Origin of the sequence: Corynebacterium sp. c24Ua_83, assembly GCF_039907245.1 — a bacterium.
In the GTDB taxonomy this organism is placed as follows: Bacteria; Actinomycetota; Actinomycetes; order Mycobacteriales; family Mycobacteriaceae; genus Corynebacterium.
In genome coordinates this window covers 39,207-61,964 of sequence record NZ_JASBOI010000002.1, presented here as the reverse complement: position 1 = coordinate 61,964, position 22,758 = coordinate 39,207, and the positions used below count along the sequence as shown (strand labels likewise).

The 22,758-nt window shown below is 63.2% G+C and carries 21 protein-coding genes; 4 read left to right on the top strand and 17 right to left on the bottom strand.

Translation table 11 applies throughout. From position 1 onward, the window contains the following. Nucleotides 1-47: 47 nt before the first annotated feature. The 3 genes from QKE30_RS01885 to QKE30_RS01875 all read right to left on the bottom strand — a co-directional run bounded on the left by QKE30_RS01885 (nucleotide 48) and on the right by QKE30_RS01875 (nucleotide 3,781). A complete protein-coding gene (locus QKE30_RS01885) occupies nucleotides 48-1,229 on the bottom strand; it encodes a transglycosylase family protein (protein WP_347933950.1) in 1,182 nt (393 codons plus the stop codon). A gap of 314 nt (nucleotides 1,230-1,543) precedes the next feature. Continuing rightward, nucleotides 1,544-2,461, bottom strand: coding sequence for a TatD family hydrolase (locus tag QKE30_RS01880; RefSeq protein WP_347933949.1), 918 nt, complete (start codon nucleotides 2,459-2,461; stop codon nucleotides 1,544-1,546). Between the two features lie 45 nt (nucleotides 2,462-2,506). Then, nucleotides 2,507-3,781, bottom strand: a complete 1,275-nt coding sequence (locus tag QKE30_RS01875; RefSeq protein ID WP_347933948.1) for an MFS transporter — start codon at nucleotides 3,779-3,781, stop codon at nucleotides 2,507-2,509. A gap of 145 nt (nucleotides 3,782-3,926) precedes the next feature. Between QKE30_RS01875 and QKE30_RS01870 the strand changes: the two genes are divergently transcribed. Next, a complete protein-coding gene (locus tag QKE30_RS01870; RefSeq protein WP_297666233.1) occupies nucleotides 3,927-4,607 on the top strand; it encodes an HAD family hydrolase in 681 nt (226 codons plus the stop codon). Between the two features lie 51 nt (nucleotides 4,608-4,658). On the opposite strand, the gene metG is transcribed toward QKE30_RS01870, so the two are convergent. The 3 genes from metG to rsmI form a co-directional block, all read right to left on the bottom strand. After that, complete coding sequence (gene metG, locus QKE30_RS01865; protein ID WP_347933947.1) at nucleotides 4,659-6,497, bottom strand: methionine--tRNA ligase; 1,839 nt, start codon at nucleotides 6,495-6,497, stop codon at nucleotides 4,659-4,661. A gap of 48 nt (nucleotides 6,498-6,545) precedes the next feature. Beyond that, entirely contained in the window at nucleotides 6,546-8,231 is a 1,686-nt protein-coding gene (locus tag QKE30_RS01860; protein WP_297666235.1) for a BCCT family transporter, read from the bottom strand. Between the two features lie 172 nt (nucleotides 8,232-8,403). Further along, the gene (rsmI, locus tag QKE30_RS01855) at nucleotides 8,404-9,327 is read right to left on the bottom strand and encodes a 16S rRNA (cytidine(1402)-2'-O)-methyltransferase (protein ID WP_347933946.1); all 924 of its coding nucleotides are present in this window, start codon (nucleotides 9,325-9,327) and stop codon (nucleotides 8,404-8,406) included. A gap of 10 nt (nucleotides 9,328-9,337) precedes the next feature. Between rsmI and QKE30_RS01850 the strand changes: the two genes are divergently transcribed. Further along, nucleotides 9,338-11,008, top strand: a complete 1,671-nt coding sequence (locus tag QKE30_RS01850) for a glycosyltransferase family 39 protein (RefSeq protein WP_241476793.1) — start codon at nucleotides 9,338-9,340, stop codon at nucleotides 11,006-11,008. Here QKE30_RS01850 and QKE30_RS01845 read toward each other — a convergent pair. The 6 genes from QKE30_RS01845 to QKE30_RS01820 form a co-directional block, all read right to left on the bottom strand. Further along, nucleotides 11,005-11,787, bottom strand: a complete 783-nt coding sequence (locus tag QKE30_RS01845; RefSeq protein ID WP_035004479.1) for a zf-HC2 domain-containing protein — start codon at nucleotides 11,785-11,787, stop codon at nucleotides 11,005-11,007. The two genes, QKE30_RS01850 and QKE30_RS01845, sit on opposite strands and share 4 nt — an antisense overlap. 36 nt (nucleotides 11,788-11,823) lie before the next feature. Continuing rightward, nucleotides 11,824-12,246 carry a DoxX family protein gene (locus QKE30_RS01840; RefSeq protein WP_080722694.1) on the bottom strand — a complete coding sequence of 141 codons (423 nt, stop codon included), beginning with the start codon at nucleotides 12,244-12,246 and terminating at the stop codon, nucleotides 11,824-11,826. Nucleotides 12,247-12,261: 15 nt separating this feature from the next. Then, entirely contained in the window at nucleotides 12,262-13,656 is a 1,395-nt protein-coding gene (gene glpR / locus QKE30_RS01835) for a gephyrin-like molybdotransferase receptor GlpR (protein ID WP_347933945.1), read from the bottom strand. Between the two features lie 109 nt (nucleotides 13,657-13,765). Beyond that, entirely contained in the window at nucleotides 13,766-14,479 is a 714-nt protein-coding gene (locus tag QKE30_RS01830; RefSeq protein WP_347933944.1) for a GNAT family protein, read from the bottom strand. Between the two features lie 7 nt (nucleotides 14,480-14,486). Beyond that, nucleotides 14,487-15,788 (bottom strand): gephyrin-like molybdotransferase Glp, encoded by a 1,302-nt coding sequence (gene glp / locus QKE30_RS01825; protein ID WP_035004484.1) that lies wholly within the window; start codon nucleotides 15,786-15,788, stop codon nucleotides 14,487-14,489. Nucleotides 15,789-15,799: 11 nt separating this feature from the next. Then, on the bottom strand, nucleotides 15,800-16,717 hold the full coding sequence (locus QKE30_RS01820) for a UTP--glucose-1-phosphate uridylyltransferase (RefSeq protein ID WP_192816650.1): 918 nt from the start codon (nucleotides 16,715-16,717) through the stop codon (nucleotides 15,800-15,802). Between the two features lie 86 nt (nucleotides 16,718-16,803). On the opposite strand from QKE30_RS01820, the gene QKE30_RS01815 reads away from it, so the two are divergent. Further along, a complete protein-coding gene (locus QKE30_RS01815; RefSeq protein WP_080722695.1) occupies nucleotides 16,804-17,418 on the top strand; it encodes a 5-formyltetrahydrofolate cyclo-ligase in 615 nt (204 codons plus the stop codon). A gap of 51 nt (nucleotides 17,419-17,469) precedes the next feature. Continuing rightward, nucleotides 17,470-17,904 (top strand): large conductance mechanosensitive channel protein MscL, encoded by a 435-nt coding sequence (mscL, locus tag QKE30_RS01810; protein ID WP_049049201.1) that lies wholly within the window; start codon nucleotides 17,470-17,472, stop codon nucleotides 17,902-17,904. Nucleotides 17,905-17,920: 16 nt separating this feature from the next. Here mscL and QKE30_RS01805 read toward each other — a convergent pair whose 3' ends face one another. From QKE30_RS01805 to QKE30_RS01785, 5 genes are all read right to left on the bottom strand, one after another. After that, nucleotides 17,921-18,157: a hypothetical protein gene (locus QKE30_RS01805; RefSeq protein WP_034988148.1), complete on the bottom strand. Its 237-nt coding sequence runs from the start codon at nucleotides 18,155-18,157 to the stop codon at nucleotides 17,921-17,923. A gap of 1 nt (nucleotide 18,158) precedes the next feature. Next, a complete protein-coding gene (locus tag QKE30_RS01800; protein ID WP_034988144.1) occupies nucleotides 18,159-18,812 on the bottom strand; it encodes a molybdopterin-binding protein in 654 nt (217 codons plus the stop codon). 84 nt (nucleotides 18,813-18,896) lie between these two features. Then, complete coding sequence (locus QKE30_RS01795) at nucleotides 18,897-20,366, bottom strand: trypsin-like peptidase domain-containing protein (RefSeq protein ID WP_237744813.1); 1,470 nt, start codon at nucleotides 20,364-20,366, stop codon at nucleotides 18,897-18,899. Nucleotides 20,367-20,464: 98 nt separating this feature from the next. Beyond that, a complete protein-coding gene (locus tag QKE30_RS01790) occupies nucleotides 20,465-22,054 on the bottom strand; it encodes a HAMP domain-containing sensor histidine kinase (protein ID WP_347933943.1) in 1,590 nt (529 codons plus the stop codon). Next, the gene (locus QKE30_RS01785) at nucleotides 22,051-22,746 is read right to left on the bottom strand and encodes a response regulator transcription factor (protein ID WP_034988140.1); all 696 of its coding nucleotides are present in this window, start codon (nucleotides 22,744-22,746) and stop codon (nucleotides 22,051-22,053) included. The genes QKE30_RS01790 and QKE30_RS01785 overlap by 4 nt, the downstream gene beginning before the upstream one ends. Nucleotides 22,747-22,758 lie beyond the last annotated feature (12 nt).

The window sequence follows — 22,758 nt, the reverse complement described above, 5'->3', positions numbered from 1 at the left end:
CTGCTGTGCATAACTATGCACAGCCATGCTCGGCAGTGACCTAAGGCTTAGCGCAGACCCATCTTGGAGGTGCAGGCAGGCCATGCGCCCCAGCCCTGTGCGGCTTGGACGCGCTCTGCAACGGCGATCTGCTGCTCACGGGTAGCCATGTGAGCAGCCGGGGCGTACTCAGTACCGCCGAAGCCGGCCCAAGTAGACGGGGTAAACTGCAGGCCACCGGAGAAGCCATTGCCGGTGTTGATGGACCAGTCGCCGCCGGCCTCGCACTGCGCCAGCTGGTCCCAGACGGAACCGTTGGCCACAGCCGGAGCTGCTGCGCCGGTGTTGGAGCCCTTGTCCTTGCCCTCGTCCTTGTCAGCCTTCTTGGTGCCGCGGATGATTACTCGCTCCTTCGGAGCGGTGATCTCCTTGCTGGACTTCTCCTTGCGGCTAACCTCTTCGCCATTGACGGTGCGGACGGTCGCAACAACGCGAGCCTTGCCCGGCGCGCCCTTCTCTACGACCTTCTCCTCGCCCTCGGGCATGTTCGGGTCTTCCTTCACACGCTCCGGAGCCGGGATCTCCTCGACCTTGGTCTCCTCGCGGTTGGCGATGCGGGTGACCTCGACGTGCATGCCCTCCTTCAGAGGGGTGTTAGCAGCCGGGGTGACCTTGTCTTCCTTGCCCAGCGGGGTGCCACGCATCTCGAAGATCTCACCCACGGTGCGGGCAGGCAGGCTCATGCGGCCGTCCTTGCCACCGTCGTTCAGGGTGAACTTCTTCGGGGTAACGATCTCCAGCTCCATGCCGTCGAGCGGGATTTCCTGGTTGCGAGCCTGGGACAGCGAACTGACGGCGTCGCTACGGCCGATCTGATCCAGGAGGGAGCCGACGGTCAGCGCGGTGGTGTCGATCTTCTCCTGCTTGCCGTCGATGGTCAGAGCCACAGTGCGGGCACTGCGGACGGTGATCTTGGAGTTGTCGCTGATGGCCTCGTCCAGTGCCGGGGTGACCATTGCGCGGTTGTCGATCTCCACGCCAGCGGACTTCAGTGCACCCTCGACGTCGCCGGACATGGTGCTGGCCTGGATGATGTCGCCGTTGACGTCCAGAGTGACCGACTTCTGACCTGCCACCGCAACGCCACCGCCGACAACCAGGGTTGCGAGCATGCCACCCGTGGCGATGCGCAGCGGGGTGGAGCTGGTGTTGTTAATGCGGTGCAGGTGGGACTTCTTCTTCGGTGACACTAGATCGTTGCCTCTCTTGTTACTGACGCCCTTTAGGTTTCAACCTCGCCACGTTCTGTGCACGTAGCGATGGGGCGCCCGAACGCCGATTTTCTCAACTTTTGTCACAATACGATAACGATCCTTGTTAAACAAAGATCCGCGCCAAAATGTTCCGCAAATCACAAATATGGGGGGTGCAGCTGCGATAACAGCAGCCACAACCCCCAACAAGCGTTAATTTCTATATGTTTTCGTTACCTAGCGTCACACCAGAAACAGGAACCTCACTAGCGGAGACACCTGCAGAGATACCGGTAAAACCACAGTGTGCACTAAGCGCCCAGATCGATCCCGTAGAGCCGTTGAGCGTTCACCGTAACCAGCTCTCCCAGCTCCTGCGGCGCCATCCCCCGCTGCTCCGCCACGCAGGCGGCAGTGTAGCCAACAAAGGCCGGCTCGTTGCGCGCACCCCGGAAAGGCTCGGGTGTCATGTAGGGCGCATCGGTCTCCACCAGGATCTGTTCCGCCGGGGCTATGCGCGCCGCCTCGCGCAGCTCCTCATTGCGTTTGAAGGTCACGTTGCCCGCGAAGGACAGCACGTAGCCGCGATCCAGCGATTCCTTGGCCACGTCCAGCGGGGAGGAAAAGCAGTGCAGGATCACATTCTCCGGCTGCGGCGCGTCGGCGAGTACCCGCAGCAGGTCGGCATCGGCCTCGCGGTTGTGGATCATCAGCGCCTTGCCGGATTCGCAGGCTAGGTCGATGTGGAAGCGCAGTGCCTCTTCCTGTACCTCGATGCTCGGGGTTTCCTCCCCGTCGCCGGGATCCTTGCCGATCCAATATGCATCCAGGCCGGTCTCGCCGATCGCCACGCAGCGCGGGTGGAAGGCCATCTCGCGCAAGCGCTCGCGCACTGCTCCCGTCACCGTCTGAGCCTTCGTCGGGTGCACAGCGCAGGCCGCCCACACGCGGTCGTGGAATTCCGCGGCCTGCAGGGCCTTCTCCGTCTCTTCGATGCCGTCGCCCACGGTGCACACACCGCGCACGCCGACGGCATAGGCGCGATCCATGAACTCCCTCACCAGCCGGCGGTGGTCTTCCTCCCCGAACGCCTTGTCCCCTGCATCCGAGCCCACCACGTCCTGCCGACGCTGATTCTTCAGCACTGTGGACCACAGGTGGGTGTGCGAGTCGAACAGCGGGACGATCGGCGCGGGCGGAACGGGTGTCGGACGCTTCTTTTTTGCCATGCCCACCACCCTAGCGCTCCCTTAGGAGGTGCTCCCTAGGCGGTTCTACGTGCGGTCGTCCACGAACACCTTCCGGCTGGCCACCAGGCCCGCCGCCAGCAAAACGAAGTTGAACCCCACAAGAACCAGCAGTCCGGCGGTCCAGGACGCGGTGGCGTCATAAAGAGCACCAAAACCAAAAGGCCCAACGCAGGCGACCGTGTACCCGATGCCCTGCGCACCCGAGGAAAGCACGGCGGCGGCCTTCGGCTCGCGGGTGCGGGTGGCGATCAGCATCAGCCCCAGCGGGAAAGTAGAGCAGCCCAGCGAAACCAGTGAAATCCACACCACCGGCAGGCGCATCGGGTCGGTGATCACCATCAGCAGGGCCACGAACATGCAGCTGCACGACAGGATCGTCACCCATGCCGCGCCGCGCTCAAAGCGCGAGGTCATCCACGGCACGATAAACGACGAGGCAGTTCCGACCAGCGCGAACACTCCGCCGATAATGCCGCCGAGCTGCGCCGATCCACCGGATTCCACGATGATCTTCGGCGCCCAGGTGATAAAACAGTAGGAAATGGAGGACGTCATGGCGAACATCACCACGATCCCCCAGCTCACGGGATTGCGCCACATGTGCCGATACGCGCCGCGCGACTCGCTGTTTTTGTTTTTTATGACGCCCAGAAGCTTCCGCGGGTGCGCCTGTCGCAACATCTCGCTGCCGCGCTGGGCCGCGGTTCCCGGAGTCACCGAGAACACGAGAACACCCCAGCACAGCAGCGCCAACAGCGGCGGAATCGCCCAGACTCCAATCGCCACGCGCCACCCGCCCAGCTCGGCCAACGGAACGGACACCACGGATGCGGTAGCCATGCTGACCTGCCCGACGGCCATGTAGGCGATAGACATGACCGTTAGCTTGAACGGGAAGTAATCCTTAATAACAGCAGGCAGCAGGGTGTTAGTGATACCCACTCCAACCAGGCCGATCATCGTCCCGACGAGGAACAGCAACTCGTTGGATGCCACCGTGCGCAGGCCGAACCCGGCGGTGGCCAGCACCATGGCGGTGCTAATAACCGCGCGGAAGGATAGCGCCTTGGCTAAGGGATTGGAAAGCACCGCGGCGACGGCGAACATGGCCGTAGGCGCCATGCCGACCAGCCCGATGAAAAGGTCGGAGGCGCCGAGGCCGGTGCGCACTTCGTCGGCGATCGGCGGGAATGCGCTGACGGGGCTGCGCAGGTTGGAGCTGGTCAGCAGCACCGCGAGAGCAGCGATGATCGCCACCGCGGACGGCACGCGACGGTTCGCGCTGGCCGCACTGGACATATTCATCATTTTGTTCACCCCCGGTTCGTTTTAGCTTCGCGTCAGCGCCACTTTCTAGTCACGCAGGCGCGGCACACTAGCTACAAACCCTACTAGACCAGCAACCTCCCACTACATTGCGACTGCAAAGGCAGGCACCAACACCATGGAACACTTGATCGTCTTCGACCTGGGCGGCGTACTGGTTCAGCGCCGCCACACCCTGCGCGAGCTCACCACCGTGATGATCCGCCACGCCAACATTCAGTCTCGCTCCAACAACGGCAGCCAGACCAGTGTCCCCAGCATCATCACCGACCCGTTCAGCTTCGAGGCAGCCTACGGCCGCTACCGCGAAAGCTACAGCCTGTCGATGGGGCCGAACGACTACTTCACCACCCTCTGCCGCGCTGCCGGCGTGCAGCCCACCGAGGAGCTGATCGCGGAGCTGTTGGAGACCGACACTCGCCTGTGCTCCACCGTGAACACATCCGTGCTGAACCTGCTGAATCACCTGAACGCCATCGACCAGCCGTGGGGAATTTTCAGCAACGCACCACGCCTGGTCATGGAGGCCGTGATGGATCAGGATTGGACGACCGCCGCGGCCGTCAGCTGCTTCTCCCCCGACCTGCGCTTCACCAAGCCCCACCAGGGTGCGTTCCGCCGCTTCGAGCAGGCCGCGGCCGCAGCCGGCCACGAGTACGCTTCCCTGATCTACTTCGACGACCGTCAGACCAACCTGGATGCCGCCAAGCGCCGTGGTTGGGAGGCCTTCCCCTGGCGCGGCGTGGAATCCGTCCACGAGGTGCTCTCGCCCATCACCGGCCTGCGCCGCGCGGACTAATTAGCCACAAACTGCGCAAACTAGTTGCGTTAGAACTGGCTAACCAGCCCGTTACTTTTGCACCGGAGCCCACTCCGGGCCGGTCTCCGCCAGTTCCGGATCGAGCTTCGGGAACAGCGGCTTGGGCTTGCTGAGTGGCGTGCCAGGCTGGATCTCCTGGCGTGCCCACGTGGCCTTCTGCTTCGTGTAGTCGCCCATGATGACGGGGTAGGTGCGCCCTGCTTCGGGCAGCCCGACGCCCACCGGCTCCCGTGGAGAGTCATCCGTCACCTCGATGACCTCCGGCTGGGCAGCCCAGACGCCTTCGCCGCCGAGGGTTTCGAAGATCTTCTGCGCGGAGAACGGCAGGTAGGGGGTCAGCAGGGTGTTCACGTCGGAGACGACCTGCAGAGCGGTGTACAGCACCGTGGCCAGGCGCTCGCGCTGGTCCTCGTCCTTCGCCAGCTTCCACGGCTCCATAGCCGCGATGTACTGGTTGGCACGTCCCGCGATGCGCATGGCCTCGGTGATGCCGGCCTTGAAGCGGGAGAGGTTGATGTTATCGCCGACAACGTCGAAGGCCTTGGCGGACTCGGCGAGCAGCGCCTCGTCCTCTGCGGTCAGCGAGCCCGGGGTGGGAACCTCGCCGAAGTTCTTGTAAGCCATGGAGACGGTGCGGTTCACCAGGTTGCCCCACTCGTTGGCGAGCTCGGAGTTGATGCGGCGAACGAACTCGTCCCAGGTGAAATCCGTATCGGTGGTCTCCGGCCCAGCGGTGGCGATGAAGTAACGCAGCGCGTCGGGGCCGAACTCCTTCAGGAAGTCGCGCACGTAGATGACCACGCCCTTGGAGGAGGAGAACTTGGAGCCCGACATCGTCAGGAACTCGGACGATACGACCTCCGTTGGCAGGTTCAGCGCCGGTTCGGCCAGCTCGCCGGCCTCGCCACCCTTGGAGCCCTGGCCACCGTAGCCCAACAGCTCTGCCGGCCAGATCTGGGAGTGGAAAGTGATGTTGTCCTTACCCATGAAGTAGTAGGACAGGGCCTCCGGGTCGTTCCACCACTTCCGCCAGGCCTCCGGGTCGCCGATGCGCCAGGCCCATTCGATGGACGCAGAGAGGTACCCCACGACGGCGTCAAACCACACATAGAGCTTCTTGGCGTTGTTGTCCTGCCAGCCCTCGACGGGGATCGGCACGCCCCAGTCGATGTCGCGGGACATGGCGCGCGGGCGGATGTCCTCTAGCAGGTTCAGGGAGAACTTCAACACGTTCGGGCGCCAGTCGGTGCGGCCTTTCAGCCACGTGGCGAGGGCTTCTGCCAGGGCGGGCAGGTCGAGCATGAAGTGCTCGGTGTCGATGAACTCCGGCGTTTCGCCGTTGATCTTGGAACGCGGGTCGATTAGATCCTCGGGATCCAGCTGGTTTCCGCAGTTGTCGCACTGATCGCCGCGGGCGTCATTGGCGCCACAGATCGGACAGGTGCCCTCGATGTAACGATCCGGGAGGGTACGGCCCGTGGACGAGCTGATGGCACCGCGGGTGGTCTGAGTGACCATGTAGCCATTGTTGTACAGGCCGGTGAAGAGCTCCTGCACGACCGCGTAGTGGTTGCGGGTGGTGGTGCGGGTGAACAGGTCATAAGAAAGGCCGAGGCCCGCGAGGTCCTCGACGATGATGCGATTGTAGCGATCCGCCAGTTCCTGGACGGTCGTGCCTTCCTTCTCCGCCTGCACCAACAGCGGGGTGCCGTGCTCGTCGGTGCCCGAAACCATGAGCACCTCGTTGCCAGCCATTCGCTGAAAACGCGCGAAAACGTCCGAAGGCACACCGAATCCGGCGACGTGGCCGATGTGGCGGGGGCCGTTAGCGTAGGGCCATGCAACTGAGGTGAGAACTCGTTTCGACATAACCCTTAGATTAGGTGATCCCCTACCACGACGCGAAAGCAGCCCGGCTTAGGAATGCTCTGCGTTGCCTTCTGCGACGGGCTCCGGAACATCGCTCCCGCTGTAACGGCGGCTGCGCTTAGCGGCCGTAGCTTCGTTCTGCTGGTTGATGCGGCGCTCGCGAGCCATACGCAGGGCGTATTCCCGCTGTGCCTTTTCGTCCAGGTACAGCTGGTCGTTAGACAGAGCCTTGTAGATGGAGAACATCAGGGCGATGATCACCAGCAAGAACGGGCTGGCGGCGATGATCGTCACGTTCTGCAGGTTGGTCAGCGCCTCGTCGCCGCCAGTGAGCAGCAGCATCAGGGCGATGACCGCGGTCAGCGCACCCCACAGCACGGTGACGCCACGGTTGGCGACCAGCTGTCCACGCTGCGACATGGACCCCATGACGGTGGAGGCGGAGTCCGCGGAGGTAATGAAGAAGGTCGCCAGCAGAATCATCGCGACGATACTTGCTACCTGGCCCATCGGCAGGGTCTGCAGCAAGTTGAACAGCTGGCTGGTGGCCTCACCATCGCCCCAGATGGAATTGCCGGTTTCTTCCGCGTTGATCGCGGCACCGCCAAAGATAGAGAACCAAATGATGGTCACCACGGTTGGGACCATCAGGACGACGCACACGAACTCGCGGATCGTACGTCCGCGGGAAATGCGGGCGACGAACATGCCGACGAACGGAGACCAGGAGACCCACCATGCCCAGTAGAAGATGGTCCAGGTACCCAGCCACTCATCCGCACCATCGCCGGAGTTAGCGGTACGGGCCGCCATCTGGAAGAACTGGGAAAGGTAGTTACCCAGGGAGGTCGGGATAAGGTTCAGAATCACCACGGTCGGCCCGACGATCAGGACGAACAAAGCGATGAGACCGGCCAGAACCATATTGGTGTTGGACAGGTATTGAATACCCTTGCCCACACCGGAAGCGGCGGAAGCCAGGAAGCAAAGACCCAGGATCACGATGGTGCCGACAATCACCCAAGTACCGGGGTTGGAAATCAGGCCCGTGGCATCTAGACCGGACTGGATCTGCACGGCACCCAAGCCCAGGGAAGCCGCGGTACCGAAGACCGTCGCGAAGATGGCGGCAATGTCGATGATCTTGCCCAGCGCGCCCTCGGCGCGCTTCTCCCCGATCAACGGAATAAACGCCGCGGACAGAAGCTGCTTGCGCCCCATACGGAAGGTGCCGTAGGCGATGGCCAGCGCCACGATGGCGTACAGCGACCACGGGTGCAGGCCCCAGTGGAACAGCGTGGAGGCGAAGGAGCTGGCCACATCGTTCTCCTGCGCTCCCGGAACACCGTCGCGGTAGTACGTCAACGGCTCGGTCACACCGTAGAACATCAGACCAATGCCCATGCCCGCGGCGAACATCATGGCCACCCAAGAGATGCTGTTGAACTCCGGCGGCTCGTTATCCTTGCCCAGGCGAATGTGCCCGAACTTACTGAATGCAATGAACAGAATGAACCCGACAAACACCGTGCCGGCGAGGACGTACAGCCAGCCCCAGTCACCTACGACATAGCTCAGCGCCGTCGAGGCGAAGGCGGCGAAGCTATCGCCACCAAATACGCCCCACAGCACGACGGCCAGGATGAGGGCTGCCGCACAGCCCGTGACCACCCAGTCGATGGACTGTTCTTGATCAGCCTCAGTCGGTGTTACTTCTTCTCTTGATACAGTCATTCCTCAATATTGGGGGGTATTGCGGGGGCTTTTCAACCGCAGTGGTGCCCCAGCCGCGCGCAGACGTCGCCCCTAGCGCCCGTTCTCCCCTCTCCTAAAACCCTATTCACCTGCCCTTATCCCACTCATCGACCGCCTGCCTCGTAGCCCAGCTAAAAATTTTTAAAGAACTCTAATTCTCCTCGCGTTCGCGCAGCACAGCTTCGTAAAGCTCGCGCTTGCTCACACCCTTGGCCTTTGCCACGTCCCCGGCTGCCACCTTCAGGCGCTCCCCCTCCGCCACCTTTTGCTCCACCAGCGGGACCAGCGATTCCACGTCCGGTTCTGCCTGCTCGTCCGCAGCATCCACCACCACGCAGATCTCCCCCTTCACGCCGTTTTCCGCCCACTCGGCCAGCTCGCGCAGCCCGCCGACCTTCACCTCTTCAAAGGTCTTCGTCAGCTCGCGGCACACCGCCGCCTGTCGGTGATCCCCCAGCTCTTCGGCTGCTACCTGCAGAGTCTTGGCCAGCCTGTGCGGGGATTCAAAGAAGCAGACGGCGTAGGGGGCGTCACTAAAAGAACCAAAGAACGAACGCCGGGCGCCGTCCTTGCGTGGGGCGAAGCCCAGGAACGCGAAGTGGCCCACCCCCAAGCCGGATAGCGCCAGAGCGGTCGGCACCGCGGAGGGACCCGGCAGGCACGTCACCGGCACCCCCGCGCGACGGGCAGCGACGACCAGCGGGAAACCAGGGTCGGAGACGGAGGGCATGCCGGCGTCCGTCACCACCAGCACGCGCCGGCCCTGCTCTGCCTGCTCCACGAAGAACTCCGCCCGCTCGGCCTCGTTGTGGTCGAAGTTGGAGTAGATCCGGCCGGCAATCTCCACCCCCAGCGTGTCCGCGAGCGCCCGGGTGCGGCGGGTGTCCTCCGCAGCCACGATGTCGGCGCTGGCCAGCGCGTCGATCAGCCGCACCGAGGCATCCAGCGGATTGCCCAGCGGCGTGGCCGCCAAGATGATTCCTCCCTGCGGCAGAGGTCGATTCTCGGCGGCGCGGGTAAGCAGCGCAGTAGCTGCGTCGGCGGAAAGAGTCTTGGCATCTACGGGTTCACTCATACCCGCCAGTATGCCCGCCAGTGCGCCCGATTGTCCGGGGCTTCTACTACAGTTGGCTTTCGTGCCGACCACACCGACTCCCCCGCTTGCCGACGCTCCTGCAGTGTCCGCCGACCAGCGCGCCACAACCGACGTGGACAGTCGCGTGTCTACCGCTGCGTCCGGGCGCCACACGTTCACTTTCACCCGGTGGACGGGCATCCTGGTTGTCCTCGGCCTGTTCGGTGCGCTCAGCCGCCTACTGATGCTGCAGCGCCCCACGGATGCGGGCACCCCGGTGTTCGACGAGAAGCACTATGTGCCGCAGGCCTGGCAGATTCTGCAGAGCTGGTCTAACCCGCTGATCGGCGGCATCGAAGACAATCCCGGCTACGGCCTGGTCGTCCACCCGCCCCTGGGCAAGCAGTTCGAGGCGCTGGGCATGGCGGTGTTCGGCTATACGCCATGGGGTTGGCGAATCATGTCCGCCCTGCTGGCTGTGATGACGATCCTGCTGATTGCCACGATTGCGCGCCGAGTGTCGAAGTCCGACCTCATCGGTTTATTCGCCGGCATTATTGCCCTGTGCGACGGGATCCTCTTCGTCACGGGGCGCTCGGCCATGCTAGACCACTTCCAGGTGTTCCTGGTGTGCCTGGCGACTTACTTCGCGGTGCGGGATGCCGAGCAGATGGAGGCCCGCTTCCAGCACGTCTGGGCCGCTGACCGGATCCACGATTTCGCCCTCGGCCCGCGCATGGGCTATCGCTGGTGGCGCTTCGCCGCGGGCGTGGCGCTGGGCTTGTCGCTTTCGGTGAAGTGGAATGGTCTGTACTACATGGCCTTCTTCGGGGTGACGATTGTTGCGGTTGATTACTTTCGACGCCGCCGTTTCGGCGTGCGCCGTCCCCTTCTCGGGACCGCTTTCTTCGACGCTCTGCCCTCCTTCTTTTCCATCGTGATCGTCCCCGCGATTCTGTACGTGGTCAGCTGGCGGGCCTGGTTCGCCTCCGAAACGGGCGTGTTCCGCCACGCCGTGGAGTCCGAGCAGTACACCAACACCACCGGGGATTGGTTCTGGTCTTTCCTGCCCGATGCCCTGCAGAACTTCATCTACTATCACGTGTCCGTCATGCGCTTTCACACGGAGCTGACGAACTCTAACGGCCACCACCACAACTGGGAGTCCAAGCCGTGGTCCTGGCTGGTTTCCAGCCGTTCGCTGATGTACTACAACCCGTCCAGCGACGAGGGCATCCACAAGGTGATCCTGCTGGTCGGCACGCCCGCTATCTGGTGGTTCTGCGTCCCCGTCATGCTGTGGGGGCTATGGTGCCTGATCGTGCATAAAGACCGCCGCTGGGTGGTGCCCGTCATCGGCTTCGCCGCCGGCTTCCTGCCTTGGCTAGTCAACCTCGATCGCCAGATGTACCTGTTCTACGCAGCCAACTTGGCTCCGTTCCTGGCGATTGCGCTGGCGATGGCCCTGGGGCAGCTGCTGCGCTGGCAGCGCCCGGACGTTGCCGCCCAGCCGCACTCCTCCCCTAAGACCTTCGTGAAGGCTCGCCCCGGTCAGCTGCTGGTAGTGATCTACCTGATGCTGGTGGTCTGGAACTTTCTTTACTTCCTGCCGATTTACACGGCCACTCCGCTTTCCGATTTCGCCTTCGACATGCGGATGTGGCTGCCTTCCTGGCGCTAATCCCAGCCCCGCGGTCGCGGCTCGCCGAGCTCGAAGGTGGAGTTGCGTCGGGCGTCGCTCGGGCTGAAGTTCACCGGCTGGGCCATCAGCGCGCGCAGCGACTGCTGCAGCGGCATGAACACGTTCTGCCTGCCAGCCCACACCACGACCAGGGCCACGACCGCCGCCAAGTGCACCAGCAGCAGCCAGAGTGTGGTCAGGCTGCCACCTTCCCCGACCATGCTCAGCACGATCTCCCGCGTTGCGAACCCTAGACCGAAAGCCCATAGCCCCAGGTAGATCGGCAACACTGCGGCAGCCGCTTTCGGGCGCCAAGCCGCCCACAGGAGGCCACCGGCCAGTGCAAAGCGCATCGTCGCCGCGTCGGAGACTAGTCGAAGCTGAGACGAGTCGGCGTCATCCCCAATAGGCGAGCCGAACAACAGCGACAGGCCCCACACAACATAAACCAGCGCCACGGCAACAAGGGCGAAGCGACCAAAGTAGAGAGGCAGCTGACGGCGGCGCAGGCCTCCGCTGATCTGAGGGTTGTGATCGGCCTGCTCGAGCACCTGTGCGAGGAGCGCCGCCTTCTGTTCGTCGCCCGGCTCCGTCGTGGGGCCATCATCCGTTGGGGTGGCGGAGACGTTCATCCGGCGCCCCAGTGCGGTGACGGTGGCATACCAACGTTGGCAGTCTTCACAGGCGGCAAGGTGCGCGTCGACGAGGTCGTCGGACAGCTCGGCGGTCTCGCCGTCGAGCCGGGCGGACATTGAGGTCCTGACCGCTTGACAGTCCATGCGCTTAATCCCGCCTCTTGCGTGCTTGACTCAACTTCAGCCGAAGCGCGAGAGAGCCTTGTCCAGGCTCGCGCGCCCCGCGCCGAAAACAACAATCATCATAAGCGAGACGACCAGGAGCAGCACAAACTCCATGCCCCCATCGGCGACGAAGAAACCGTTGGACCAGTGCACGAAGTACAGCACCAGCGCGCTGTAGATGGCGAAGAGTCCTGCGACTGCCGTGGTAAGCAGACCAACGATGAGCATCGCGCCGCCGAGCATCTCGAAACTGGCCGCCGCCCAGGCACTGACCTTTGGTTGCGGAATGTGCAGGCGGTCGAAGGTGGCGACGGTGCCGGTTACTCCGCCCATGCCGTCGATGAAGACTTTCTTCCAGCCGTGGGCAATGAAGATCACGCCGGTGACAAGGCGCAGGAGCAGCAGGGCCGCGTCACGCGCTGCGGGGTGGTTCAGCATGCGGGAGGTTTACTCCTAGACCGCGCGGATGCCGGAGCGCGGGTCGAGGTATTCCTCGTCTGCGGCGGAAGCGGATGGTGCGCCCGCGTCGGAGCCCCCGCCCGGTACGTCGAAGAAGTCGCTGCCGTCGGCGTACTCCAGGTTGCTGAAGGCCGGGTCGTCTTCGTCGGTTTCCAGGATCACGGCGCCCGGGCGGATCAGGCGATCCGGCACGCCCAGCTCGTCGTCCTCCGTGTTGCGCACACCCAGGCGGGCGCGGCGCATACGCACCAGGCGGCGGTGGCGCAGCTCGCGCTCCTCGATGGCCTGGCGGCGGAGCATCACCAGGTAGAAGGCGGTGAAGGCAACCATGGCCACGAAGGTCAGCCACACGCCACTGCCCAGGGCCAGGCTGGCGCCAAAGGTCAGGGCGCACAGCGCCAGCAGCACCAGCAGCACCTTCTTGCGGCGGTTCTGTCGCTCACGGGCCAGGCGCGCGGAGGCTACCGGGTCGTACACACCGCGACCACGGCGGGACGCCAGGTACTGCAGATCGGCCTCGCTCAGCTCATCGGAGTCCTCGAGGATGTCCAGGTTCTTGCCCGTCGGTGCTTCATCGACGTGGTCTACCAAATCTGGTGACGCCTTCACGTCCCCACCGCGCACGTACTCAGTCGGGACTGCGGCGTATGCGGCCTGGCGGGCGCTCTGCTCTTCGGACTGCTCGGCGTGCTCCGTGGAATCGCTGGAGTCGCTGGACTCAGAAGACCCAGAAGACTCAGCAGACTCAGCGCTCATCTCCGCCTTCTTCACCGGGGAGAACTCGCCGGTGTCCATTTCATCCTGGGCGGTGTAACGCACTGCGCTGCCCGCAGATGCCGCTGCCACGACCTTTTCGGAGACCTTCTCGGCGCCCCTGCCGGAGCCCTTATCTGCTGCGTCAGAACCATCGCCGTTCGCGTCCGTCTGCTCGGTCGCCTCCGCGGTCTTCGCCTTGGCATCTACTGCTTCGGCATCTGCTGCTTCGGCGTCCACTACCTCAGCATCGACCATCTCAGCGTCTACCACTTCGCCGTCAACGACTTCAGCGTCCACGCTATCCTCACTGCGCTCACTGCCCTTCGTGTTCATCAGCGCCCGCAGCCCACGCGGCTTGCCCGACTTCGCGCCGGCTGCGGAATCTTCGTCTTCCAGCAGGACATACTCCGGCTCTGCGTCGACCAGCTCCAGTTCGTCGTCATCAGAGGACATGTACAGGCCCTCGGCCGGCTTGAGCTTGCGCTTCGCCTTCAGGGTGCTGCCACCTCGGTGCAGCACGCGGGTCTCGCTCAGTGCCTGGGCAGTCCGTCGCACGGGTTTCTGGTTGCGCAGCAGAAGCGGCGCCAGCAGCACCAACCAAACGGCGGCAATGAGCAAAAGGGAGCCGGACACGTGTATCAGTTCTCCTCGAAGTTTGTGAAGCTTATGCGGGCAGCGTGAATGGTCAAGTGCTTGCCACGCTACCCGCGTAACCCCTATATCCGCGCTCGCCACGCCGAGGCTAGTTTCGGTTCACAGCCAGCCCCAAGATTCCGCGGTTCACCAGCCTGCGCACCACCCCGTCCGGCGCCGTTTCCTCCTGAGTCTGCGCCACCAGCAGGTGGTCCCGCCATTCGCCGTTGATGTGCAGGTTTCGCTGTAGCTGCCCTTCGATGCGGAAGCCGGTTTTCTCTAGCACTTTTCTGGACGCCACGTTCTCCGGCATGACCGTAGCCTCTATCCTGTGCAGCCCCACTACCTGCATCCCCAAGTCCACGCCCAGCGCTACCGCCGCGGTGGCCACGCCGTGGCCCTGGAACCGCGAGTGCACCCAGTAGCCAATCCACGCGCTGGATACGGTTCCGTATTGGATGTTGCCGATCGTCAGCTGTCCCGCGAACTCCCCATCAATGTCGATGACCATCGGCACCAGCAGGCGGTCGGCGGACAGGACCTGCAGGTTGTGGAAAGTCTGCCGCCAGGCCTGCGGGCTGTGCGCTGCAGCCCAGTCCCCCGGCACGGTCGGTTCAAAAGGCTGCAGTAGTTTCTGATCCTCGATCCGCGCGGCGCTCCACTGCGCCCCGTCGGTGGCGCGCACGGGACGCAGAGTTACCGGCAGGGCGGCCGTGGGGGCGTCATTAAGATCTCCGTACATGTGCCCACGGCTCAAAACGGTGCGCGTGTGCTGTTCGGGCACCGCGGTGGGGGCGAAGGCGGCGCGCAGTCGATGAAGCACGGGTGGGCTAATCCTTGTTGCTGAGGAACAGCACGTCCACTTCCTGCCCCGGTGCCACGTCCGTCACATCGGAAGGCACCACAATCAGGCAGTTAGCCTGCCCGTGGCTGCCCAGCAGGTGGGTCGGCTCGCCGCCGTTCACCGCTCCGAGGGGATCCACCAGGAACTCGCGGGTCTCCCGGTCGCGCATCAACTGGCCGCGGATAAAGCCACGGCGACCGGGAGCCGAGGCGATGCCGGCGATCGTGCGGGCGGGAACCACGCGGCGGGTGGCCTGACGGCGGCCACGGATCAGCTGCACCAGCGGGCGCACCATGACCTCAAAGGAAACGAGGGCGGCGGAGGGATTGGCCGGCAGCAGGAAGGTCGGCACCTTGTCCTGCCCCAGCGTGCCGAAGCCCATGACTGAACCCGGGTGCATGGCGATGCGCTGAATGTCCATCTCCCCCATCTCGGAGAGGATTTCCCGCAGCTCGTCGCTGGCCGCACCTCCCACTGCGCCGGAGATCACCACAACCTCGGAGCGCAGCAGCTGGCTTTCCAGCACCTCGCGCATCTTGCGCGGCTCGCCACTGAGGATGCCCACGCGGTGCACGTCCGCGCCGGCTTCGCGGGCGGCGGCGGCCAGGGCATAGGAGTTCACGTCGTAAACCTGGCCCACAGCCGGGTCGCGGTCGATGTCCAGCAGTTCACGGCCGAAGGAGAGCACCGACAGGCGCGGGCGCGGGTAAACCAGCACCTTGGATCGCCCCACAGCGGCCAGCAAGCCCACCTGGGCGGCACCGATGACGGCGCCTTCCTCCACGACAACGTCGCCGGGCTGCACGTCGGAGCCCTTCCGGTGCACGAACTCGCCGGAGGCGATGGCCTCCAACGGGCGGATCTTGCGGCCTTCCTTTTCCACCCAGTCCAGTGGGAGCACCGAATCCGCCAGGGTCGGCAGTGGCGCGCCCATCTCCACCCGCACCGCCTGGCGCGGCTGCAAACGGATCGGACGCAGGGAGCCGGCGGTTACGTCGCCGACGATCGGCAGGGTTTCCTTCACACCGCTGGTGTTCTCTGCGGCCGCGGCATCCTCCGGGTCTCGGTCGGCGTCGCCGCCCCGGGCGGCTGCCAGAGCTTGGCGAATATCCACGCTGCGCACGGCATAGCCGTCGATGGCGGCCTGGTCGAATCCGGGCAGCGGCTCGGCGCCCTCGACCCTTTCGGCGCAGCGCAGCCCCAGAGTCTCGGTGATGGCGATGCGCACTGGCTCAGGGGTCACCGCCGCAGAGGTGATGATTGCCAGTTGTTCTTCGACCGATCGCATGTTTGTTGCCCCTAGTTTTCCTGGTTCAGGCGCTCCCGCAGCCAGGTCTTCAGGCTGGGGCCATATGTCTCATTCTGAAGCGCGAAATCGACACAAGCTCGAATGTACCCACCCGGGTTGCCTAGGTCATGGCGTAGGCCGTGGTGAACGATGATGTGCACAGGGTGGCCTTCGGTAATCATCAGCTCGATGGCGTCGGTGATCTGGATTTCCCCACCCTTGCCCGGCTTCGTGCGGCGCAGAGCATCAAATACCTGTCGATCCAGCAGGTAGCGCCCGGTGGCCACAAAGTTGGACGGAGCATCTTCGACGGCCGGCTTTTCCACCATGCCCTTCACGATCTTCACGTCGGCGTGGTCCGCCTCGTCGATCTCGAAGACTCCGTAGTTGCTCGTCTCCTCGCGCGGCACCTCGAAGGCACACAGCACGGATCCGCCGTACTGCTTGCGCACGGCAAGCATCTTCTCCATCACGCCCATCGGCAGAACCAGGTCGTCCGGCAGCATGACGGCGAAGCAATCCTCGTCGTCATCCAGCACCTCTTCGGCCAACCCGATGGCGTGCCCCAGGCCGAGCGGCTTCTCCTGTTCGACAGCCACCACGTCGATCAGCCCGTCGGTAGCGCGCACCTTGTTCAGCTGGTCGGTCTTGCCGCGCTGCTCTAGCGTGCGCTCCAGCTCTTCGTCGGTATCAAAGTGGCCGAGCACCCCGCCCTTCTTCGGAGCCGTCACAATCGCCAAGCGGTCTGCACCTGCATCGGCGGCTTCCTTTGCAATCAGTTCGATCCCGGGAGTGTCCACGACGGGCAGCAGTTCCTTGGGAACGGTTTTGGTGGCGGGCAAAAAGCGGGTTCCAAGCCCAGCAGCCGGGACCACGACGGTACGCAGTGCGGCTTGCTCGGACGTGGAGATCGTAGGGCTAGAAGTCATGCCGGAATAGTAGCGCTTTAAGCTCCGGGTTTCGTGCTCTACACACCGCTTAAGGAGAGTTTTCTTTTGCAGTAGGCTTTGAGGCGATGACCACCCCCTCTGAGTTGAAGAAGCGCGCCCGCGCCCGAGTGCGCGCTGCCCGCGCCGACCGCGTCGACGAGCGCCCCTTTCGCGACCGAAGCATTCAGACTCACCTCTTGGACGCTCTCGCGGACCTCCCCTGCACACCTTCCACCATCTGCGGATATGTCCCCCTCCCGGGCGAGCCGGGCGGCGCGGATCTTCCCGATGTCCTGGCGCGCACTGGAGCGCGAGTGTTGCTTCCTCGCGTTGTTCGTGGTGACGCCCCCAGTCTCGAATGGATCGAATATCAGCCGGACAACCCAAACCTCGTCGAAGGCACGTGGGGAATACTCGAGCCGGTGGGCGAGCCCGTAAGCGACTCGGAGAGTAATGCAATTCACACTTTCCCGACATGCGTCGATGTAATAGTTACACCTGCTCTATCGATTGATTATCATGGGACACGGCTCGGACAGGGCGGTGGCTTCTATGATCGAACTCTTGCCAATCGCCCATCGCATGTGAAGGTATGGGCAGTGGTAGACCACGAAGAATTCACCCGCGACGTTCCCTGCCAAGACCACGATCTGGTCGTAGACGCTGTGATCCACGACCTCGGATACTTCCCCATCTTTTAATTGCTTTAAAAAGTCTGCGCTAGGTCGCGGACAAGAAAGGTCTTTTGCGCAATGCTTGAAGGTTTTAAGAAGTTCATCATGCGCGGCAACGTCATGGAACTTGCCGTAGCCGTCATCATCGGCGGTGCCTTCACCGCCATCGTCACCGCTTTCACCAACGGCATCGTCGAGCCGCTCCTGGCTGCAGTCGGCGGCTCCCCCGAGTTCGGAATGGGCTTCCACCTCCGCGAGGGCAACGATGCAACGTTCGTCAACATCGGCGCTGTCCTGACCGCCGCCGTCAACTTCCTGATCATCGCTGCCGTCATCTACTTCGTGATGATCATGCCGATGAACAAGCTGGCTGAGATGAACGCTCGCCGCAAGGGCATCGAGCCGGAGGAGGCTGCTGCTACTGAGACCGAGCTGCTGGCCGAGATCCGCGACCTGCTGGTGGAGCAGCGTGGCGGCGAGGCAGAGCCGACCGGCAAGCACGCAGAAAACTAACGTGCCCCAGCCCCCGCTAGCCCCAGTGCGGCGGGCGCTGTTCCTCTAGGAAGCGGCGCTCCTGCTCTGCGGAAGGGCGATCGTCACCCCACTCATCCCGTGAAGGGCTTGAGTGGGGTTTTGTTTTGTCGGAGACGATGGCGTCAATAAAAGAAGAACCCGAACCCCCAGCCTGGCCGGCTTTGCCTACCTTGCCGTAGAACCGGCGACGGCGGCGGTCCGGCTGGCCCTTACGCGGGTGGCCGGCACTCATGCTAAGCCCGGTTATTCATATCGCCGACAACGTGACGAACCAGAGGTCCAAGAGTGGCCATACCATCACGGATCGCGCCGCGGGACCCGGCGATGTTGACCACCACGGTCGAACCCGAGATGCCTGCGACTCCGCGGGACAGACCCGCATCCAGGGAGTTAGCCGCCAAACCGGAAGCGCGCAGAGCCTCCGCGATGCCCGGGACCTTGCGATCCAGTTCAGCGCGGGTGGCCTCCGGAGTCTTATCGCGCGGGCCGGTACCCGTACCACCGATCGTGACTACGAGATCGGCACCACCGACCACAGCGGTCTGGATCACTTTGCGGATTGCGGACTTGCGGGACTCGACGTTGAGCACGGCATCGACGAGGAAGCCTTCCTCTGCCAGCAGCTCTGCAACCAGTTCACCGTTCTTGGCCTTTTCCTCCGGGAAGTCGGTGACCAGCACAACCATGGCGTGCAGTGGCGGCTCGTTGCTGAGCTGTTCGCGGCTACGCTCCTGGGCATCCAGAGAGTGGAACAGTGCGTCGTCCGGCTCCGGGATTTCCTCTGCCAGACGGTCCACCTGCGCGTGATCGACGGAGCTCATGGCCATAACTTCGCTGATGTCCGCGTTGATGTCCGCAGACCCTTCTTTAGCCTTCCGAGCTGGCACGGCGTTCCTCCTGAATCGATAAAAGGATGTATCTAATAAAATATCCCGTTCACCCTCGGCTGTACAGGCGAACGGGATAGGGATTTACTCGGCGGTGGTGAGCGTCAGCTCGACCTCACGTTCCTCGCCTTCGGGGCCATCCTTGACCTTTAGCTTGACCTTGTCGCCTACAGCGTGTGAACGGATGGCTGCGATCAGCCCCACGCCCGAATCGACGCGTCGATCATCCACGTGAGTAACAAGATCGCCTCTCTTCAGCCCTGCCTTGTCCGCGGGGCTGTCCTTGTTCACATCCGCGATAACTGCGCCATTCTCGTTAGAGCGTGTATCGACCTTCGCACCGATGATCGGGTGCTCGGCCTTGCCGTTATCGATCAGCTGCTTGGAAATGCGCTCTGCCTGGTTGATCGGGATGGCAAAGCCCAGGCCGATGGAACCGGCCACTTCCCTACCACCGGTCGAGGCGATGACGGAGGGAATGCCGACGAGCTTGCCCTCCATGTCCACCAAGGCACCACCGGAGTTACCGGGATTAATGGAGGCGTCAGTCTGGATTGCATCGATGAGGGAGGCCTCTCCGCCGTCCTCGCCAGAAGCCTGGACGGGGCGGTTTTTCGCTGAAACAATGCCGGTAGTGACCGTGGCTGACAGCCCCAGGGGGGAACCGATCGCCATCACGTCCTCGCCGACATTCACCATGTCCGAGTCTCCAAACTCGATGGGTTGCAGGTCCGTGACGTTCTTTGCCTTGATAACTGCAATATCCGTGGGCTTATCGGCGGCAACCAGATCTGCCTCGAGGGTACGGCCGTCGTTGAGAGTAACTTCCATCTTCGCGCGACCGTCCTCGGCACCCGCGACGACGTGGTTGTTCGTGAGGATCAAGCCGTCGGAGGAAATAATTGAGCCAGAGCCTTCTTCCCCGCCCCGAGATGTCATAACTCGGATTGAAACCACAGAGGGCAGGACCTTGTTGGCAATGTCGGTCGTGCTGCCCGGCTTTACCGGGTTGGAAGCCTTCCTATCCTGCGAGGCCTTGCCAGAATTGTTGGAGTTGTCGAAGGAAGATGTGGCGTTGTTGCTGGCCTGGTTGCCGTTGATCGAGTCCATGCCCACATATGTGACGGCGGAAGCAACAACAGCGCCCGCCAGTAGCAGCGCCGCAACGGCCGGGGTGGACCAGCGCTTCTTTTCCTGCGGCTGGCTGCTCAGCTGAGGCTGGTACGGGTCCGTGAAAGGCTCCTGTCCCGACCCCGGCGGCGGGGTCAGCCCCTGCGGCGGCTCTGGGTGCTGTGGACTTAGTTGCTGCGGGAATGGCTGTGAGCTCGGAGGTGTCGCCTGCTGTGCCGGCGGTGCAGGTTGCTGAGGCTGCACCGCCGGGCCTACCTGTGTAACCGGCTCCTGCGTCTGCCGCTGCTGAGCGTCCCAGGGCATGTGGTCTCGGCGAACTCCACCCAGCGGCTCGCCGCCCCCTCGCACCGGCTTCTGGCCACGGTTAGAAAAGTCCGGTTCGCCGGGCATCCGCTGACCGTCCCCCGAGTTGTTCTCACCCATATTGTGTTCCCTTTCGTCCATAGCGACCAGTATGTCCGTTATGTATGTAATTCAGCACTACGAATGCTGTAGTTTTTCTGCCAGTTTAAGGAAAATTTTTAGAGAAAAGTTCCCGAGCCCCGCCTGGATCCAGCTAACTCGGCTCCCCCCGGCAGCACCGCGCGCATCAGGGCGCCGCCGTCGTCCGACTCGTCAGCCACGATCACTCCGTGGTGCCTCTCAATGACCTGCTTGACGATCGCCAGCCCCAGGCCGGAGCCAGGCATTGAACGCGCCTGGATCGAACGGTAGAAGCGGTCGAAGACATTCTCACGGTCCTCCTTTGGAATGCCAGGGCCGGAATCCGCCACTCGGATCTCCACTTCCTGGTGCGCTGGGACGTCGGTATCGGAGCCTGCGGCGTCACCTTCCTCAACAACAATCGGCTGCATCCACACGCGCACCACACCGCCCTCTGGCGACCACTTCGCCGCGTTGTCCAGCAGATTCAGCAGCGCGCGCGACAGGGCGAAGGCATCTCCCCGCAGGTGCCACTCAATCAGGTGCGTATCGAAGATCACGTCCGGACGGCGCCGTTGCACGCGCTCGATGCCCAGGGTGATGAGTTCGGAGATCTCGACGATGCTAAGAACCTCCGGGTTGGAGTCCTCGCGGGCAAGATCCACCAGGTCGCCGATCAACCCACTCATCTCGTCGATCTGTGCGATCACGTCTCGCTCTAGATCCTTGCGGTCTTCCTCGCTGATGCCGGGGCCTTCGCCGTCTTTTCTTTGTGACGCCAACATCAGCAGCTCCACGTTTGTGCGTAGCGAAGTCAACGGTGTCTTCAGCTCATGCGAGGCATCCGCTACGAGGTTCTTCTGCTTCGTCTGCGCCTCCTGGAGGGCGTTCATCATGTTGTTGAAAGAGTCCGTGAGGGATCCGAGCTCGTCTTGGGAATAGACGGGGATCTGGCGCAGCTCACCGGTACGGGAAACCTCGTCAGCCGCGCGGCGGAGGCGAGTAATCGGCTGAATGCCGGAGTTCGCGACAGCGATGCCCGCGATGATGGAGGCGATGAAGCCGGTCACCGATATCAGAATCAGAACCAACCAGAGGGATTCCAGAGTCTGGTTCGTAAAGGCGATGTCCAGGCGCAACACAATCACGCGCCCGTCGAGGGCGCCGATGGCGAAGCTTCGCTTGTCGCCTTCTGATTCGAAGGTATACGGGTCGTCGCCAACAAGGACGGAGATCTCGTTGGGGCTGAGAATGCCCTCGAACTTGTGCACATCTGCTTGCCGCCCCGCCTGGTCGGCGGGCACGACGAGGACACTCAGGTTGTTATCGGCGTCGAAAAAGCGGGGACGGTAGTCATCGCCCTCTCCGGTCTCGCTGACTGGGAACTCAAAGCCCGAGTCGATATAGGCCTGCGCCTGCGTCTGCAGCGTCTTATCCATCTCCTGCGACAGCACCTGCTTCACTGTGGCGTAGGAGGAGATGGTGATGATAGCGATACAAAGCATCACCACCATGGCGGTGAGGGCCGCCAGTCGCGTGCGCAGAGATAGTCCGCGCACGGAAAAACGGAGGGACTGGATCAGCCGGTCCCTCCTGCTCTCTCCTCGAGTATCCGCGCCCCTGTTCTCGGCAGAGGCGTGCTCGGGCTCTACCGCGAGGTAACCCTCCGGGAGCCTACGCAGGATCACGGTGCGGTCTCACGCAGCGCGTAGCCCACCCCACGAACAGTGTGAATCAAACGAGTCTCGTTGTTGGCCTCCGTCTTACGGCGCAGGTAGCCGATGTAGACTTCCAGCGCGTTTCCGGAGGTTGGGAAGTCATAACCCCAGACCTCTTCCAGGATGGTATTGCGGGAAAGCACCTTGCGCGGGTTGTTCATCAGCAGCTCCAGCAGGGCGAACTCCGTGCGGGTCAAGCTGATCTGTCGGTCGCCGCGGAAAACGTCCCGCGTCTCCGGGTTCAGGGTCAGATCCTCGAACCTCAGTGGCTCGTGCGCCTCCCCTTCCTGGATCGCGGGGCGCGCCGCGCGGCGGAATAGCGAACGGGTGCGAGCCAGCAGCTCCTCCAGAGCAAAAGGCTTGGGCAGGTAGTCATCTGCACCGGCATCCAGGCCGGCGACTCGCTCCTCTACGGAATCACGGGCGGTCAGCAGCAGGATCGGCAGGTCATCGCCGTGGCTACGCAGCTCGCGGCATACGTCCAGGCCGTCCTTCTTAGGCATCATCACATCGAGGATGGCCAGATCCGGTCGTTCGTCAGCGATGAGCTTAAGGGCCTCCTCGCCGTCCGTTGCCAGGACGACGGTGTAGCCGTTGAAGATCAGGGAACGGCGCAGGGATTCGCGCACGGCCTGATCATCATCTACAACAAGAATCTTCATGCACTCCATTGT